The sequence below is a fragment of the Streptococcus dysgalactiae subsp. dysgalactiae genome (assembly GCF_900459225.1).
GTDB lineage: Bacteria > Bacillota > Bacilli > Lactobacillales > Streptococcaceae > Streptococcus > Streptococcus dysgalactiae.
Window position 1 is genome coordinate 2,125,718 of sequence record NZ_UHFH01000003.1, and the last position, 15,565, is coordinate 2,141,282.

The 15,565-nt window shown below is 36.7% G+C and carries 12 protein-coding genes, 3 tRNA genes and 1 other annotated feature; of the genes, 7 read left to right on the forward strand and 8 right to left on the reverse strand.

The window, feature by feature from the left end; translation table 11 throughout:
- Nucleotides 1-20: 20 nt before the first annotated feature.
- From DYD17_RS10775 to DYD17_RS11005, 4 genes are all read right to left on the reverse strand, one after another.
- Complete coding sequence (locus DYD17_RS10775) at nt 21-884, reverse strand: RhaT/GlcU family sugar-proton symporter (RefSeq protein ID WP_003053198.1); 864 nt, start codon at nt 882-884, stop codon at nt 21-23.
- 210 nt (nt 885-1,094) lie between these two features.
- Nucleotides 1,095-2,576, reverse strand: coding sequence for an IMP dehydrogenase (gene guaB, locus DYD17_RS10780; RefSeq protein WP_003053202.1), 1,482 nt, complete (start codon nt 2,574-2,576; stop codon nt 1,095-1,097).
- Nucleotides 2,577-2,815: 239 nt separating this feature from the next.
- Nucleotides 2,816-3,331 carry an IS3 family transposase gene (locus tag DYD17_RS10785; protein ID WP_160147953.1) on the reverse strand — a complete coding sequence of 172 codons (516 nt, stop codon included), beginning with the start codon at nt 3,329-3,331 and terminating at the stop codon, nt 2,816-2,818.
- Nucleotides 3,328-3,639, reverse strand: coding sequence for an IS3 family transposase (locus DYD17_RS11005; protein WP_236593267.1), 312 nt, complete (start codon nt 3,637-3,639; stop codon nt 3,328-3,330). Before DYD17_RS11005 ends, DYD17_RS10785 begins: the two co-directional genes overlap by 4 nt.
- Nucleotides 3,640-3,841: 202 nt before the next feature.
- Between DYD17_RS11005 and DYD17_RS10800 the strand changes: the two genes are divergently transcribed.
- Nucleotides 3,842-4,992, forward strand: a protein-coding gene (locus DYD17_RS10800; RefSeq protein ID WP_115253226.1) for an IS3 family transposase whose coding sequence is annotated in 2 segments (ribosomal slippage) — nt 3,842-4,094 and nt 4,094-4,992 — 1,152 coding nt in all. Because the reading frame shifts where the segments join, the coding sequence is not laid out codon by codon here.
- 96 nt (nt 4,993-5,088) lie between these two features.
- On the opposite strand, the gene trpS is transcribed toward DYD17_RS10800, so the two are convergent.
- Nucleotides 5,089-6,111: a tryptophan--tRNA ligase gene (gene trpS / locus DYD17_RS10805; protein WP_115247012.1), complete on the reverse strand. Its 1,023-nt coding sequence runs from the start codon at nt 6,109-6,111 to the stop codon at nt 5,089-5,091.
- A 52-nt stretch (nt 6,112-6,163) separates the two neighbouring features.
- Nucleotides 6,164-6,405: a binding site (T-box leader), on the reverse strand.
- A 124-nt stretch (nt 6,406-6,529) separates the two neighbouring features.
- Here trpS and DYD17_RS10810 point away from each other — a divergent pair.
- The 3 genes from DYD17_RS10810 (at nt 6,530) to DYD17_RS10820 (ending at nt 11,791) form a co-directional block, all read left to right on the forward strand.
- A complete protein-coding gene (locus tag DYD17_RS10810) occupies nt 6,530-7,402 on the forward strand; it encodes a YitT family protein (RefSeq protein WP_003053211.1) in 873 nt (290 codons plus the stop codon).
- Between the two features lie 78 nt (nt 7,403-7,480).
- The gene (locus tag DYD17_RS10815; protein WP_115253227.1) at nt 7,481-9,100 is read left to right on the forward strand and encodes an ATP-binding cassette domain-containing protein; all 1,620 of its coding nucleotides are present in this window, start codon (nt 7,481-7,483) and stop codon (nt 9,098-9,100) included.
- An 84-nt stretch (nt 9,101-9,184) separates the two neighbouring features.
- Complete coding sequence (locus DYD17_RS10820; protein WP_115253228.1) at nt 9,185-11,791, forward strand: YfhO family protein; 2,607 nt, start codon at nt 9,185-9,187, stop codon at nt 11,789-11,791.
- A gap of 219 nt (nt 11,792-12,010) precedes the next feature.
- Here DYD17_RS10820 and DYD17_RS10825 read toward each other — a convergent pair.
- Together DYD17_RS10825 and DYD17_RS10830 are read right to left on the reverse strand one after the other, a co-directional pair.
- A tRNA-Asn gene (locus DYD17_RS10825) sits at nt 12,011-12,084 on the reverse strand.
- A 33-nt stretch (nt 12,085-12,117) separates the two neighbouring features.
- Nucleotides 12,118-12,189 (reverse strand) — tRNA-Glu (locus tag DYD17_RS10830).
- A 204-nt stretch (nt 12,190-12,393) separates the two neighbouring features.
- On the opposite strand from DYD17_RS10830, the gene DYD17_RS10835 reads away from it, so the two are divergent.
- Nucleotides 12,394-12,467: transfer RNA gene (locus DYD17_RS10835), tRNA-Arg, on the forward strand.
- Nucleotides 12,468-12,534: 67 nt separating this feature from the next.
- Here the strand turns inward: DYD17_RS10835 and rlmH are convergent.
- Nucleotides 12,535-13,014, reverse strand: a complete 480-nt coding sequence (rlmH, locus tag DYD17_RS10840) for a 23S rRNA (pseudouridine(1915)-N(3))-methyltransferase RlmH (protein ID WP_115253229.1) — start codon at nt 13,012-13,014, stop codon at nt 12,535-12,537.
- 209 nt (nt 13,015-13,223) lie between these two features.
- Here rlmH and DYD17_RS10845 point away from each other — a divergent pair, with 209 nt between their 5' ends.
- On the forward strand, nt 13,224-14,444 hold the full coding sequence (locus tag DYD17_RS10845; RefSeq protein WP_003048956.1) for a S1C family serine protease: 1,221 nt from the start codon (nt 13,224-13,226) through the stop codon (nt 14,442-14,444).
- Between the two features lie 114 nt (nt 14,445-14,558).
- On the forward strand, nt 14,559-15,332 hold the full coding sequence (locus DYD17_RS10850) for a ParB/RepB/Spo0J family partition protein (RefSeq protein WP_115253230.1): 774 nt from the start codon (nt 14,559-14,561) through the stop codon (nt 15,330-15,332).
- Nucleotides 15,333-15,565: the final 233 nt, after the last annotated feature.

A 15,565-nucleotide genomic window follows, 5' to 3' on the forward strand; every position in this document is an offset into this window, starting at 1 on the left:
TTTTTGATATTAGGTGGTGATTAAGATTTGACCACACCTAATAAAATAGCACCTACGATAAAACAAATAATACCTGTGACAACCCAACGCATTTCTTTTTTGGTTTTGGTTTCGCCTAGGAATAAAATGCCTCCAACAATAGAAATGATGGCACCTAATTGTGAGAAACTAAAGGCAATTGCAAGTCCTGCCTTTGATGCAGCTAAAAGCATGAAAATATTACCAATGCCCCAAAGTAATCCAACAACACTATTTTTAATCACATATTGGTCAAAAGAGACTTTAAATGACATGAAGGTTGCTGCTCCTAGGACCATGCCTACTGCCATTGGTAAAATAACAGATAAAACATCAAATTTCATGATGTTATTAAATAAAACTGCATACATCACGTAACCAATTGTTGAATAAGTGAGGGCTCTAAATCCTTTTGAAAAATTATGAAGGTGATTGACTTGTGTATTAGCGTCATCTTGTTTACTAGAAAAGTAGAAACCAACAATCAGAAGTAATAGTGCTAGACTTCCCACTAAAAATTGCATCGGTTTTGTCCATTCATGAAAAACGAGGACACCAATCAAACTTCCCAGAACAAGTTGAGAGCCACTTGACAAAGGATTGGCAACTGAGACTCCCATGTATTGCATGGCATGAAATTGACCAGTTTGACCAATTGACCAGATAAAACCGCCGAGAATCCCAAAAATCCAAAGTTGTAAACTCATTTCAGGTCTGACAATTAACCAAACAACAAGTGCAAATAGCAAAGCTCCTAAAGTCATTCCAAAAGTCTGTTGTGAGGGTTTACCACCAATTTTGTTACTAACAAAACCAATACTGCCCCAAGCAAACATCGGAACAAGCGCATATAAAATACCTTCCAAAATCTTATCTCCTTTACAGTAAGTTTACAACATTATAAAATTTCTATCATTAAAGTGTTTTCACACGAGAACTAATTATAGCTTATTTAGCAGGAAAATACAATAATATTTACCAAAAAACTATTACTACTACAGAGTTGACATCAGTATTCAGTGACGAGTAAAAAAAGCCGAGAGTAGACTCGACCTTTAGTTTACATCAATCTCATTTTAATGTACAGAATAGTTTGGTGCTTCATTTGTAATTTGGACATCATGTGGATGACTTTCAATCAAGCCTGCACCTGACATTTCAACAAATTGAGCATTTTCATGTAATTCTTGAATGTCACCTGCACCAACATAGCCCATACCTGAACGGATACCACCTAACATTTGGAAAACAATATCGGAAGCAGCGCCTTTATAAGCAACACGGCCTTCAATTCCTTCTGGAACCAGCTTATTAGCTTCATTGACAGAACCTTGGAAGTAACGATCACTTGATCCTTTCTTCATAGCTGCAATGGAGCCCATCCCACGATAAGTTTTGAACTTACGGCCTTGGTAAATTTCAGTTTCACCTGGAGCTTCATCTGTACCAGCAAACATTGATCCAAGCATAACAGCATTACCACCGGCTGCAAGAGCCTTAACAATATCGCCAGAATACTTGATACCACCATCAGCAATAATCGTTTTGCCATATTCACGAGCAACGGCAGCAGCATCGTAAATAGCAGTCACTTGAGGAACACCAACACCTGCAACCACACGAGTAGTACAGATAGAACCTGGTCCAATACCAACTTTAACAATATCGACACCTGCATCATAGAGAGCACGCGCTCCTTCAGCAGTAGCAATGTTTCCAGCAATCAAGGTACGATTTGGGAAATGAGCACGAATCTCAGCAATTTTACGAAGCACGCCAGCTGAATGACCATGAGCAGTATCAATAACGATAGCATCCGCACCAGCTTCAAACAAAGCTTCTGCACGGTCAAACGTGTCAGAAGTAACACCTACTGCAGCAGCAACAAGCAAGCGACCAAACTCATCTTTAGCAGCATGAGGAAACTCGATGACTTTTTCAATATCTTTGATAGTGATTAAGCCAGATAGGCGGCCACTTTGATCAACCAAGGGAAGTTTTTCAATACGGTGTTCGTGAAGAATACGTTCAGCTGTTTCAAGATCTGTGCCAACAGCAGCCGTAACGAGATGCTCACTGGTCATATGTTCATAGATTGGTGCATTATAATCTGAAATAAAACGCATGTCACGGTTAGTAATAATACCAACTAGCTTACGATTTGCCAATGTTTCAACAATAGGAACACCACTAATACGGTAACGTTGCATTAATTCTTCAGCTTCTGACACTTTGTGGTCAGGAGTCAAGAAGAAAGGATCGATAATAACGCCATTTTCAGAACGTTTTACCTTGCGAACTTCTTCTGCTTGCTCTGTAATAGACATATTTTTATGAATGACACCAAGGCCACCCGCACGCGCAATCGCAATAGCCATTTTACTGTCAGTGACAGTATCCATAGCTGCTGTGATAATTGGGATATTTAATGTCAAATTGTTTGCAAGTTTTGTTTTTAAACTGACTTCATTTGGAAGAACATGACTTTCTGCCGGGATGAGTAAGACATCATCAAAAGTGTAGCCTTTTTTCAAAAATTTAGTGTCCCAGTTTGACATTAAGATAATCCTCTTTTCTTTTATTTTAGGGAATAATTCCCCAGTCTATTTTTTTATTGTTACTATCATATCACGCTAAAATCATTTGTCAACAAAATGTTTCTATAGCTCTCCAATATAATAGAATGGCTAAATTATCAGACTTTTTACTGTATTCAAAAACACCTTGATAAGGTATTTCAAGCTAAAAAACAGATTCTGGCACTGCACTCCATTAATGGGACAGAAGAAAAACACTTTTAGGCGACCAGTTTTCTATAGTCTACAGGCGACTGGTCGTTTAATCTCTGTTGAAGTCTAGTTTCATTATAAAATGTGATGTCATTTTTGACAATATCTGTTACACTATCTTTGGTTAAGTGTCTCCAGTTATGGAGATAGCAGGTTTCAGTCTTTAGAACAGAATGAAACCTTTCGATACAGGCATTATCTGCTGGTGTCCCCTTACGAGACATTGAGCGGATGATGCCTTTTTTGTTACAAACTTGATAGTAAGCCTTTGAGGTATATACCGAGCCTTGGTCGCTGTGTAAAAGTATTTCCTCAGGCCAAGATAGCTGATTGACCGTGTCCAGGACCAAGTCTGTATCCTGACAATCCGAGATAGTATCAGCCACAATTTCACGGTTGCAGAGGTCCATGACGGAAGACAGGTAAAGCTTACAGTTACCAAAGTAGAGATACGTAATATCTATTACTAACTTCTCCATAGGCTTCTCAACTTGAAACTCACGATTCAGCTTGTTGTCTGTCACGTAGTAAGGTTTGGTGCCTTCTTCTTTCGTGTGCGACAGGTCCAGCCATGCGCCTTCATGATACGATAAACTTTCTTATGGTTGACGACAAGGTTATAGCGTTTCTTGAGTAATCGATTAATGGTACGATAGCCATAAATATAGTGATTAGCCATACAGAGTTGTTCAATGGCCTCAACGATATCATCTCTTCTGTAGGGCTTCTCGCCCTCTGATTTCCAACGATAGAAGGTGGCACCAAAACAATCCGAGATGAGAGCTACAGGATAAGTTTCCTTATACTCTTCCACTAGCTTGATAAGAGTCATTTATGCTTAGTCCCTAAGATTTTCATAATGACTTTATTGGATTTACCTGCTTTTTTCATCTCAATGCAAGCTAACTTAATTTTTACCGAATATGCTTTTTTGACTATAATAAAACACTCCTGTTTCTAGTTTACTCGATTTCAACATGGACTTGGTCTAATAAAGTAGACACAAAATTAAGTGGAAACGAGGAAAAGTCATTATGCCAAGAAAAACCTTTGATAAAGCCTTCAAACTCTCTGCTGTAAAACTCATCCTTGAGGAAGAGCAGTCTGTAAAAATGGTTAGTTCAACTTTAGAAATTCATCCCAATAGTCTTTATCGATGGGTTCAAGGATATGAAAAATATGGAGAAAGTGCGTTCCCAGGACACGGGAGCGCACTTCGTCATGCTCAATTTGAGATAAAAAAACTTGAAAAAGAGAACAAACTGCTACAGGAGGAATTAGCTCTTCTAAAAAAGTTCCAGGTCTTCTTGAAGCCAAACCGGAAATAAAATTTCGGTTTCTGAAGGAAAATAGTGTTAGCTTGAATAGTCATCACGCCTGTCAAACTTTTCAAGTTTCCCGTTCAGGTTTCTATGCTTATTTAAAACGTCGTCCATCTTCAAGGCATGTTGAGAATGAAGCCTTGAAGGAAATGATTAAAGCCATTTTCTATGAACATAAAGAGCGTTACGGAAGTGTACGAATTACCCAAGAACTTTGTAGACGTGGCATGCATGTCAATCATAAACGTGTTGGTAGACTCCTTCATCAGTTAGGTCTCTATGCTAAAGGAAGTCGATATAACTATAAATACTATAACCGTCGATTTTCTTCATTAACTCGTCCCAATCTTGTTAATCAATGTTTCCAAGCGACTGGTAAGAATAAATTATGGCTAGGAGACTTAACCTATATCCCTACACAAGAAAGAATACTTTATTTATCTGTCTTTATAGACGTTTATAGTAGAAAGATTGTTGGTTGGGCAATGGGCCGACGTAAGCAAGACAAGTTGGTAACAGAGGCTTTCAATCAAGCTTATGATAGAGAAAAGCCTAAAGAAGGGGTAATCGTCCATACAGATCAGGGGTCTCAATATACCGGGGCACGATTTCAGGCCCTACTTAGACGGAAAAAATGTAAGTCCAGTATGAGTCGAAAAGGTAATCCATACGATAATGCACTCATGGAAGCCTTTTATAAAACATTAAAAAGAGAGCTTGTCAATGATGCTCATTTCGCAACTATTGAGCAAGCTCAGCTTGAGATTTTTAAATATATTGAGACTTACTATAACCCTAAACGTCTGCATTCAGCTTTAGGGTATCTCTCACCTGTAGAATTTGAAAAAATAGTTACTAATTAGCTTAACTTTATGTCTATTTTTTCTTGACAAGTCCACCTAAAAGTATTTTTCTTCTGTCCCATTAATGGGGTGCAGTGCCACTAAAACCTGGCTTTTTTAAAAATAATTAATTCCCATTGCAGATTTAACTTCTGATAAGGTTTGAGCTGCGACAGCCTGCGCTTGTTGACTACCTTCTTGTAACATACGAAACACTTCCCCCATATCTTTAGCGTACTCCAAACGTCTTTCACGGATAGGTGCTAATTCACGTTCCAAAATGTCTAGAAGGTAGCGTTTCGTTTTAACATCTCCTAAACCACCTCTTTGATAATGCTCTTTCATAGCCGCAATATCAGCTTGATCTTCTTCTCTTTCAAAAATATCCAAGTAATGGAAAACCATATTCCCTTCAATTTGACCCGGATCCTCCACTTTAATATGATTTGGATCGGTATACATGCTCATCACTTTTTTACGGACTGTATCAGCATCGTCAGAAAGATAGATTCCATTTCCTAAAGACTTAGACATTTTGGCATTGCCATCCAGTCCTGGCAAGCGTCCAGCTTTTTCATTTTCTGGGTAAATACCTTCAGGTTCCACTAAACATTCCGTATGGTAAGTGTGATTGAAACTTCTCACAATTTCACGTGTTTGTTCAATCATCGGTTTCTGGTCATTGCCCACAGGAACAAAATTAGCTTTAAAAGCTGTGATATCGGCGGCCTGTGATACTGGATAAACAAGGAAACCAGATGGAATGCTTTCACCAAAACCTTTCTGAGCAATTTCGGTTTTAACGGTTGGATTTCTTTCCAAACGTGCCAATGACACCAAATTCATATAGTACATGGTCAATTCAGCTAATTCTGGAATCTGACTTTGAATAAAAATTGTTGATTGTTTCGGATCTAAGCCAACAGAGAGGTAATCCAAGGCAACATTTCCAATAGATTCTTTAATTAATTCGGATTCTTTAGCATGATCCGTTAAAGCCTGCTGGTCGGCCAAGAAAATAAACATCTTATACTTATTTTCATTTTGTAACATCACGCGATTTTTAAGACTTCCTACGTAATGGCCTAGGTGTAATTTACCAGTTGGTCTATCCCCGGTTAAAATAATTGGTTTTGTCATCATTATCTCCTAAATATTCATCATTGCATAAAAAATCCCCACGCTAAAATAGCGTGAGGGCGTTGTGACAAGTAATACGCGGTACCACCTCAATTAATACCCACAATAAAACAGGATATTATCTCAATCTTCTACATATTAAGAAGTTGCACGATAAGGGGTGCCGACCTGAAAGTTATGTGTTCCTTTCAAACTAACCATTAGCCCATTTCATCTTACTTGTTGTTAACTCGCACCTACCGCTAACTCTCTAAAAACAAGGAAAAGATTACTCTTCTAACGTAGCATTATTCTATGAAATTTTGAGTATTTTGTCAAGTTCCTTAGATTTTTTAAAAATAAGTCTTGACGGTCTCAACCTATTTAAGAGATAATGAATCTACCATTTTTAACCACCTTAAAAGGAGACCTTAACTACATGAAAAAACGTGTCATGGATTTATTGCTTGTTACCATTGGATCATTTATCACAGCAATTGGTTTTAATACCATGTTTGTTGATAATCATATTGCCTCAGGTGGAATGGTTGGTATTTCAGTAGTTATGAAAGCCTTATTTGGCATTAGCCCTTCTCTCTTTTTAATGGTTAGTAACCTTCCCTTACTGTTAATGTGTTACTTTTATCTTGGTAAACAGAACTTCGTTAAAACACTCTATGGGTCATGGATTTATCCTATTGCCATTCGTTTAACCAACCAATTACCCACTTTAACACACAATCAATTATTAGCCGCTATTTTTGGAGGTATTATCTGCGGTATTGGGCTAGGCATGGTATTTTGGGGAAATTCTTCAACAGGGGGAACAGGTATTTTAACACAGATTCTTCACAAGTACTCCCCATTATCACTTGGTTTCGCTATGACTATTGTTGACGGTATTAGTGTTCTCATGGGATTAATGGCTCTATCTGCTGACGACGTGATGTATTCAACGATAGGGCTACTCGTTATTGGATATGTGATTAGTGTCATGGAAAATGGTTTCGATTCATCGAAGAATGTCATGATTATTTCCAAAGATTATCAAGCTATCCGACAATATATCACAACTGTTATGGACCGTGGGGTAACTAAAATTCCAATTCGTGGTGGTTATACCACATCAGATAAAATTATGTTGATGGCCATCGTGTCAACTTATGAATTGCCTGCACTCCAAGAAAAAATTCTTGAAATCGATGATACTGCTTTTATTGTTGTCATGCCTGCAGCTCAGGTAATGGGTCGAGGATTCAGCTTAACCAAACAATACAAACGTGAAGACAAAGACGTTTTATTACCTATGTAGTGATTAGCCCCTTTCTGATTGAAAAAAGGGGCTTTTTTAGGTACAATGAAGGTTAGATAAATAAGATGAGGTGACAAATTGCTTACAGTTTCTGATATATCACTACGCTTTAGTGATCGAAAACTTTTTGATGATGTAAACATCAAATTCACAGCTGGTAATACTTACGGCTTAATCGGTGCCAATGGTGCCGGAAAATCAACTTTCCTTAAAATCCTTGCAGGAGATATTGAACCAAGTACTGGTCATATCTCTTTAGGTCCTGACGAACGCCTTTCTGTTCTTCGACAAAATCACTTTGACTACGAAGAGGAACGTGCTATTGATGTTGTTATCATGGGAAATGAACAACTCTACAATATCATGAAAGAAAAGGACGCTATCTATATGAAAGCTGACTTTTCAGAAGAAGATGGGGTTCGTGCGGCTGAGCTAGAAGGTATCTTTGCTGAGTTAGGTGGCTGGGAGGCAGAAAGCGAAGCTTCTCAACTTCTCCAAAATCTAAATATTCCAGAAGACCTTCACTACCAAAATATGAGTGAACTAGCTAATGGAGATAAGGTAAAAGTCCTTCTTGCTAAAGCATTATTTGGTAAACCGGATGTGTTATTACTTGACGAGCCAACCAATGGTCTTGATATTCAGTCCATTTCATGGTTAGAAGATTTCTTGATTGATTTTGAAAATACAGTTATCGTTGTTTCCCATGACCGTCACTTCTTGAATAAAGTATGTACTCACATGGCTGACCTTGACTTTGGTAAAATCAAACTCTTTGTGGGTAACTACGATTTCTGGAAACAATCTTCTGAACTGGCAGCTCGTTTACAAGCTGACCGCAATGCTAAAGCCGAAGAAAAAATCAAAGAACTACAAGAATTCGTTGCCCGTTTCTCAGCAAATGCATCTAAATCAAAACAAGCAACCTCTCGTAAAAAAATGCTTGATAAGATTGAATTAGAAGAAATTGTTCCCTCAAGCCGTAAATACCCATTTATTAATTTTAAAGCAGAGCGTGAAATGGGGAATGACTTCCTCACTGTTGAAAATCTTTCTGTAACGATCGATGGAGAGAAAATCATTGATAATATCAGTTTCATTTTACGTCCAGGTGACAAAGCTGCTATTATTGGTCAAAACGATATTCAGACAACTGCTCTTATGCGTGCTTTAGCAGATGATATTGACTACGAAGGAACCATTAAATGGGGAGTGACAACAAGTCGTTCTTACTTGCCAAAAGACAATTCAAAAGATTTTGCAACAGATGATTCCATCCTTGAATGGTTACGTCAATTCGCCTCAAAAGGTGAAGATGACGATACCTTTTTACGTGGTTTCCTAGGACGTATGCTTTTCTCTGGAGACGAAGTTAAAAAATCTGTTAACGTTCTTTCCGGTGGCGAAAAAGTGCGTGTCATGCTTTCTAAGTTGATGCTATTGAAATCAAACGTTCTTATTCTTGATGACCCAACTAATCACTTAGATTTGGAATCTATTTCAAGCCTTAATGATGGTATCAAAGACTTCAAAGAATCTGTTATCTTTGTCAGTCATGATCATGAATTTATTCAGACCATTGCTAACCATATCGTTGTGATTTCAAAAAATGGTGTTATTGACCGTATTGATGAAACCTATGACGAATTCCTTGACAATCCTGATGTTCAAGCCCGAGTTTCTGAACTTTGGAAATAGAACCTTATGATAAATGAGGTGGCTAAGAAGACTTCTTCCTAGCCACTTTTTTTAAAATGTTATTAATGAAAGATTGGTCAGCTTATGAAACATCGTCATAAATGGGCAATTGCTGGACTCACTAGTTTTCTTTTACCAATTAGCATTATGTCTACTGTTCTTCTTTCAATGGGAATTTCTTATCAAGGAGAAAGAACTATTCTAGCAAGTGATGCCTTTCATCAATATGTTATTTTTGCTCAAAACCTTCGTAATATCCTTCACGGATCTGATAGTCTCTTTTATACATTTACCAGTGGACTAGGTTTGAATTTTTACGCTCTCACAAGCTATTACTTAGGGAGTTTCTTTTCTCCCTTGTATTTCTTTTTTGATTTAGCATCTATGCCCGATGCTATCTATCTCCTTACCTTATTAAAATTTGGATTTATGGGACTAACTGCCTGCTATGCGTTTCATAAACTCTATCCAAATATTAAGGCTTATCTGATCGTATCACTATCACTTTCTTATAGTTTAATGAGTTTTTTGACTAGCCAACTTGAACTCAATTCTTGGTTGGACGTTTTTATTCTTTTACCCTTGATTTTATTAGGACTAAATCAAATCATCCTAAAAAAGAAAACAGGTTTATATTACGTTTGTGTGAGTCTGCTCTTTATTCAAAATTACTACTTTGGCTATATGGTTGCTATCTTCTCCTCCTTATATGCCTTTGTTTGTCTTTTGAAACTCAATAGTTTCAAAAAAGGTTTAGTTGCTTTTTTAAGGTTTACAACAGTGTCAATCATGGCAGCCTTAACAAGTGCTGTTATGCTACTTCCTACCTATTTGGATTTATCAAGTTATGGAGAAACTTTCTCCCTTGTAAAGCAACTCATAACTACCAATACTTGGTATTTCGACCTCCCTGCAAAACTCTCATTAGGAGCTTATGACACCACTAAGTTCAATGCTCTTCCTATGATTTATGTCGGCTTATTTCCTTTGTTGCTTGCAGTGATTTTCTTTACCTTGTCAAGTGTTCCTCTAAAAATCAAATCAGCCTATGCAACACTCTTAGTCATTATTGTGTCAAGCTTTTATTTACAACCACTAGATCTCTTTTGGCAAGGCATGCACGCACCTAATATGTTCTTACATCGTTATGCTTGGACCTTCCCAGTAACGCTTCTTTTGTTAGCATGTGAGGCCTTGACCAGACAAAAAGAATTTTCAAAAATCAAAATCAGTTTTGCTTTTATTTTTCTAGTGTTAATACTAGCGACACCCTACCTGATAGCACACCGATATGATTTTTTGACACCAAGTTTCTTTCTACTTAGTCTAGCTTTTCTAGTAGCCTATACCATATGCCTACTTGCTTTTCAGTCTCGCCAAATTCCTGTAGGTTTTTTACTTAGCTTTACACTATTTTTTACCATTCTAGAAGCTAGCTTAAATACGTATTACCAAACCCAAGGTATAAATAACGAGTGGGTATTTCCTACTAGGCAAGGTTACCAGAATCAATTAAAAGATATTGACAACATTGTTAAGAATCTGTCAACCAAACGTCAACCTTTTTTTAGAATGGAAAGGTTATCCGCTCGAACAGGAAATGATAGCATGAAATACAATTATCATGGCATTTCTCAATTTTCATCTGTTCGAAATCGTCTATCTAGTTCCTTGCTCGATCGTTTAGGTTTCCAGTCAAAAGGGACTAATTTGAACCTGAGGTACCAAAATAATACCCTCATTATGGATAGTTTACTTGGTATCAAGTATAACCTTAGTGAAAATTATTTGGATAAATTTGGGTTTACAAAGGTTACTTCAAGCGGTTCCATGACTTTATATCAAAATCATTATAGTAGTCCTTTAGCGATATTAACAAAGGGAATTTACAAAGATGTCAATATAAGTGTCAACACTCTTGACAATCAAACTAAGCTATTAAATCAATTAAGCGGGCAAGCTTTAACTTACTTTCACCCTCAACCCTATCAGCTGATTTCAGGTGCCAAACAATTCAATCAGCAAGTATCAGGACAGAGCAAGCCCTTGCAACAATCTGCCGTCATTACTTATCAGGTAACTATTCCTGAACGTAGTCAGCTCTATGTAAGCATGCCAAATATTATTTTTTCAAATCCCAATGCCAAAGAAGTTCATGTTAGTATCGATGGTAACTCCTTCACCTACACTACAGATAATGCCTATTCTTTCTTTGACTTAGGTTATTTTGAACATGCTAAAAAAGCAAATCTTTCCTTTATTTTCCCCAAAAATAAACAAATCAGTTTTACAACTCCTCACTTTTATAGTCTATCTATCGATTCCTACCTTAAAGCTATCACCACTATCAATCAAAAAGAAGTCCACGTTTACACCAATAACAACAACGTTATTACTAATTACAATGCTAAGGAAGATGGCTCTCTCATCTTTACAATTCCTTATGACAAAGGATGGTCAGCTAAAAAAAATGGCAAGCCTATTCCTATTACAAAAGCTCAAGGAGGATTCCTAACCGTTTCTGTTGCTAAAGGAAAAGGTCAAGTTATTCTTACCTTTATTCCAAACGGATTTAAACTAGGCTTGATACTGTCTCTTTTCGGAATAATCTCGTATCTTTTCCTAGTCTACTATCAAGTAAGTCAGAAAAAGAAAAGACAGGTGACAAACGAAAAGGTCCACTATCCTTAAATGGGAATGATCCAGTTAGTTTTATACTTACTCTTAACACATTAAAAAGCTGTTCAACAACGAGCAGCTTTTTTGATGTCTATCACTTTCTTATAATTCGTCATAAGTCACATTCAGAAGCAATACAATACTCATCAGAGAAATAGTTGAAGTAGGCTTTTAGTTTCTTTTCTTACCAAATAAAAAAATCCTAAGATTATCTTAGGAAATATCTTATCACTTCGGCAGTAGGACTCGAACCTACGACATCATGATTAACAGTCATGCGCTACTACCAACTGAGCTATGCCGGAAAAAGAAAAAAATTGCCTCAATGACAATTTTGATAGTCCGTACGGGATTCGAACCCGTGTTACCGCCGTGAAAAGGCGGTGTCTTAACCCCTTGACCAACGGACCAGAAGTTTTGGAGAAATTCTCCTTAATACTCTTATTATTATATCAGATTGATTTTATTTGTCTACACTTTTTTCAAAAAAAATGTAATTTTTTTCAGGAACCTTTTCTATTCTTATTTTATTAGAAAAAATAATCAGACTTAGTAGCCTCCTCAAAATTAGCATTGACAGTCTTAGCTGATTTTTGTTAAAATAAGGTAGTTAAGGTCTCATAGCTCAGCTGGATAGAGCATTCGCCTTCTAAGCGAACGGTCGCAGGTTCGAATCCTGCTGGGATCATAAAACTAAGCACTGCTCAGCAGTGCTTTTTCTTTATTTCGTTATCTTTAGAGTTTCACATGAAACGTTATTTATGATATGGGCTGCCTTGAGCTATCATAAAAGCGCGATAGATTTGCTCAATCAAAACCAGACGCATGAGTTGATGGGGTAGGGTTAATAATCCAAAACTCATTAAGACATTGGCTCTTTTTTTAATTCTAGAATCAAGTCCAAGACTTCCTCCAATGATAAACGTAATATCTGAGTATCCTTTAACAGTCGTTTCTGAGATGAGTTGACTAAACGTTTCTGAAGGAAATGGCTTTCCTTCAATAGCTAATACGACTACAAAATCACGCTGTCCAACTTTCTTTTCAATCCGCTGAGCTTCCTTAGCCAAAATCATTTGGTTCTCAGCATCACTAGCTTTATCAGGTATTTTTTCATCAGTTAATTCAATGACCTCAAATTGACAAAAACGAGAGAGTCTTTTGTGATATTCTGAAATTCCATCTTTAAGGTATTTTTCTTTTAGTTTTCCAACACATATAAGTTTTACTTTCATAACTTTATTGTATCACAGAAAAACCTTTTTACACAATTTATCCACATGTTTATGACTTTTTTATCTTTTAAAAAGCCTGTATTATAGGCTTTCAATCCCATTATTTAAAAGTTTTCCACAAGTTGTGGATTACTTTTCTTTTTTCTTTTTTTAAGGTATAATTAAGCAAAGTTTTATAAGCTATGAGAAAATTATTCGGAGGTAAGGTCATGCCATCTATGAAACATATCTTAAAATCCTTAGGCATTTTACTCATTGGATTTTTAGGAGGATTGTTAGCAATTTTCACTTTTAATGCTACTCAACAGTCTTCCTCTACCTCACATACTAGTAGTGCGACGATGAGTAAGATGGTTTTTAATAATACTACTGACACAACAAAAGCGGTTAAAGTCGTCCAAAACGCAGTAGTATCAGTGATTAACTATCAAGCAGATCCTTCTTCATCTCTTTCTAATCCTTACACAAAACTCTTTGGAGAAAATCCAGCAAGAGAAGATAAAGATTCCGAATTAACAGTTTTTGCTCAAGGTTCTGGTGTCATTTATCGAAAAGATTCCAATCATGCCTATGTTGTGACTAATAATCATGTTATTGACGGCGCAAAACGAATTGAAATTCTTATGGCAGATGGAACTAAGGTAGTAGGAGAATTAATTGGTGCGGATACTTATTCTGACTTAGCTGTAGTTAAAATTTCTTCAGATAAGATTAAAACAGTAGCTGAATTTGCAGATTCTACTAAACTTAATGTTGGAGAAACTGCTATTGCTATTGGTAGTCCACTGGGAACTCAATACGCAAACTCAGTTACGAAAGGAATTGTATCGAGCCTAAGTCGTACCGTTACCTTAAAAAACGAAGATGGAGAAACTGTTTCAACAAATGCTATCCAAACAGATGCTGCTATTAACCCCGGAAATTCTGGGGGACCACTAATTAATATAGAAGGACAGGTTATCGGTATTAATTCAAGTAAGATTTCTTCTACTCCATCTGGTATTAATGGGAATAGTGGAGCTGTCGAAGGAATTAGCTTTGCTATTCCATCTAATGATGTCATTAAAATCATTAAGCAATTAGAAACCAACGGTGAAGTCATACGACCTGCTCTTGGTATCTCTATGGTTAACCTAAATGATTTATCAACTAATGCTCTTAGTCAAATTAATATCCCAACTAGTATCACTGGCGGCATTGTGGTTGGTTCTGTTCAAGAGGGAATGCCAGCAAGTGGTAAACTTGCCCAGTACGATGTCATTACAGAAATTGATGGGAAAGCTGTTAATTCAATAAGTGATCTTCAAAGTAGTCTATATGGCCATGACATTAACGATACCATCAAGGTAACCTTTTATAGAGGGACAACCAAGAAAAAAACAGATATTACCTTAACTAAAACAACTCAGGATTTGACCAAAAAGCAGTAACTAGGTCATTTATGGAAAATGTTCTTGCTAGATGTTCTGAAACCAAGTAAAGCAGTCCTTAGGGCTGTTTTACATTGACATAAAAAACTAGCTACCATTCATTGAAAGGATTCTATGACTGAACTATTGAAATCTATTCCAATTGAAGATATTGTAGCCAATCCCTATCAACCAAGGCTTCAGTTTAATCAAAAAGAACTAGAAGATTTGGCTAATTCAATCAAGACAAATGGACTTATTCAACCTATTATTGTTCGAAAATCTGACATCTTTGGTTATGAATTAGTTGCAGGAGAACGACGCTTTAAGGCTTCTAAAATGGCTGGGCTAACAAAAGTACCTGCTATTGTCAAAAACATGTCCTCTTTGGAAAGTATGCAACAAGCTATCGTAGAAAATTTGCAACGTGCTGATTTGAATCCCATTGAAGAAGCAAAAGCTTATCAGCTACTGATTGAAAAAAATCAAATGACGCATGAAGAGGTTGCCAAATATATGGGAAAATCAAGACCTTATATTAGCAATACTTTACGCCTACTGCAACTTCCGAAAATAATTAGTAAAGCAGTAGAAGAAGGAGACATTAGTGCAGGACACGCGCGTGCTCTTCTCACACTAACAGACGAAAAGGAACAGTTAGTTTACGCTAATAGAATCAAAAATGAAGGGTTAAGTGTACGACAAATTGAGCATATGGTAACTCCAAAACTTAAAAGTATTCCTATCCCAAAAAATAAAAATATTTTTATCACCTCTTTAGAAGATCAGCTGGCCCAATCTCTAGGGTTACCAGTCAAAATCAAATTGAAATCAACTCAAAGTGGTCAATTGCTGTTACCATTTGCTAACCAAGAGGAACTAAACAGAATTATCAACAAGCTACTTTAGTTTGTTGATAGTCTGTTTTTTTATTTCTACTTTTCCACAGTTTGTTAGAAGTATCTTCCCTATATTGTCAAGGGTTTTGATTATTTCCACAGCCTGTGGAAAACTTTAGTTAACATTGTGAATTACCTTTCCACAACTTGTGGGTAACTATAACTATTCTTTCAGGTTTTGTGGAAAACTGACTGGAATTGTGTTAAAATAGTCCTAGAATTATCCACAAGAAGGAACCTAGT

What these genes read in the sequence shown, in the direction of transcription:
- rlmH (WP_115253229.1), bottom strand. Translation starts at nt 13,014, where the DNA reads ATGAAAGTAAAACTTATATGTGTTGGAAAACTAAAAGAAAAATACCTT.
- DYD17_RS10850 (WP_115253230.1), top strand. Translation starts at nt 14,559, where the DNA reads ATGACTGAACTATTGAAATCTATTCCAATTGAAGATATTGTAGCCAAT.
- DYD17_RS10810 (WP_003053211.1), top strand. Translation starts at nt 6,530, where the DNA reads ATGAAAAAACGTGTCATGGATTTATTGCTTGTTACCATTGGATCATTT.
- DYD17_RS10845 (WP_003048956.1), top strand. Translation starts at nt 13,224, where the DNA reads ATGCCATCTATGAAACATATCTTAAAATCCTTAGGCATTTTACTCATT.
- guaB (WP_003053202.1), bottom strand. Translation starts at nt 2,576, where the DNA reads ATGTCAAACTGGGACACTAAATTTTTGAAAAAAGGCTACACTTTTGAT.
- DYD17_RS11005 (WP_236593267.1), bottom strand. Translation starts at nt 3,639, where the DNA reads ATGACTCTTATCAAGCTAGTGGAAGAGTATAAGGAAACTTATCCTGTA.
- trpS (WP_115247012.1), bottom strand. Translation starts at nt 6,111, where the DNA reads ATGACAAAACCAATTATTTTAACCGGGGATAGACCAACTGGTAAATTA.
- DYD17_RS10820 (WP_115253228.1), top strand. Translation starts at nt 9,185, where the DNA reads ATGAAACATCGTCATAAATGGGCAATTGCTGGACTCACTAGTTTTCTT.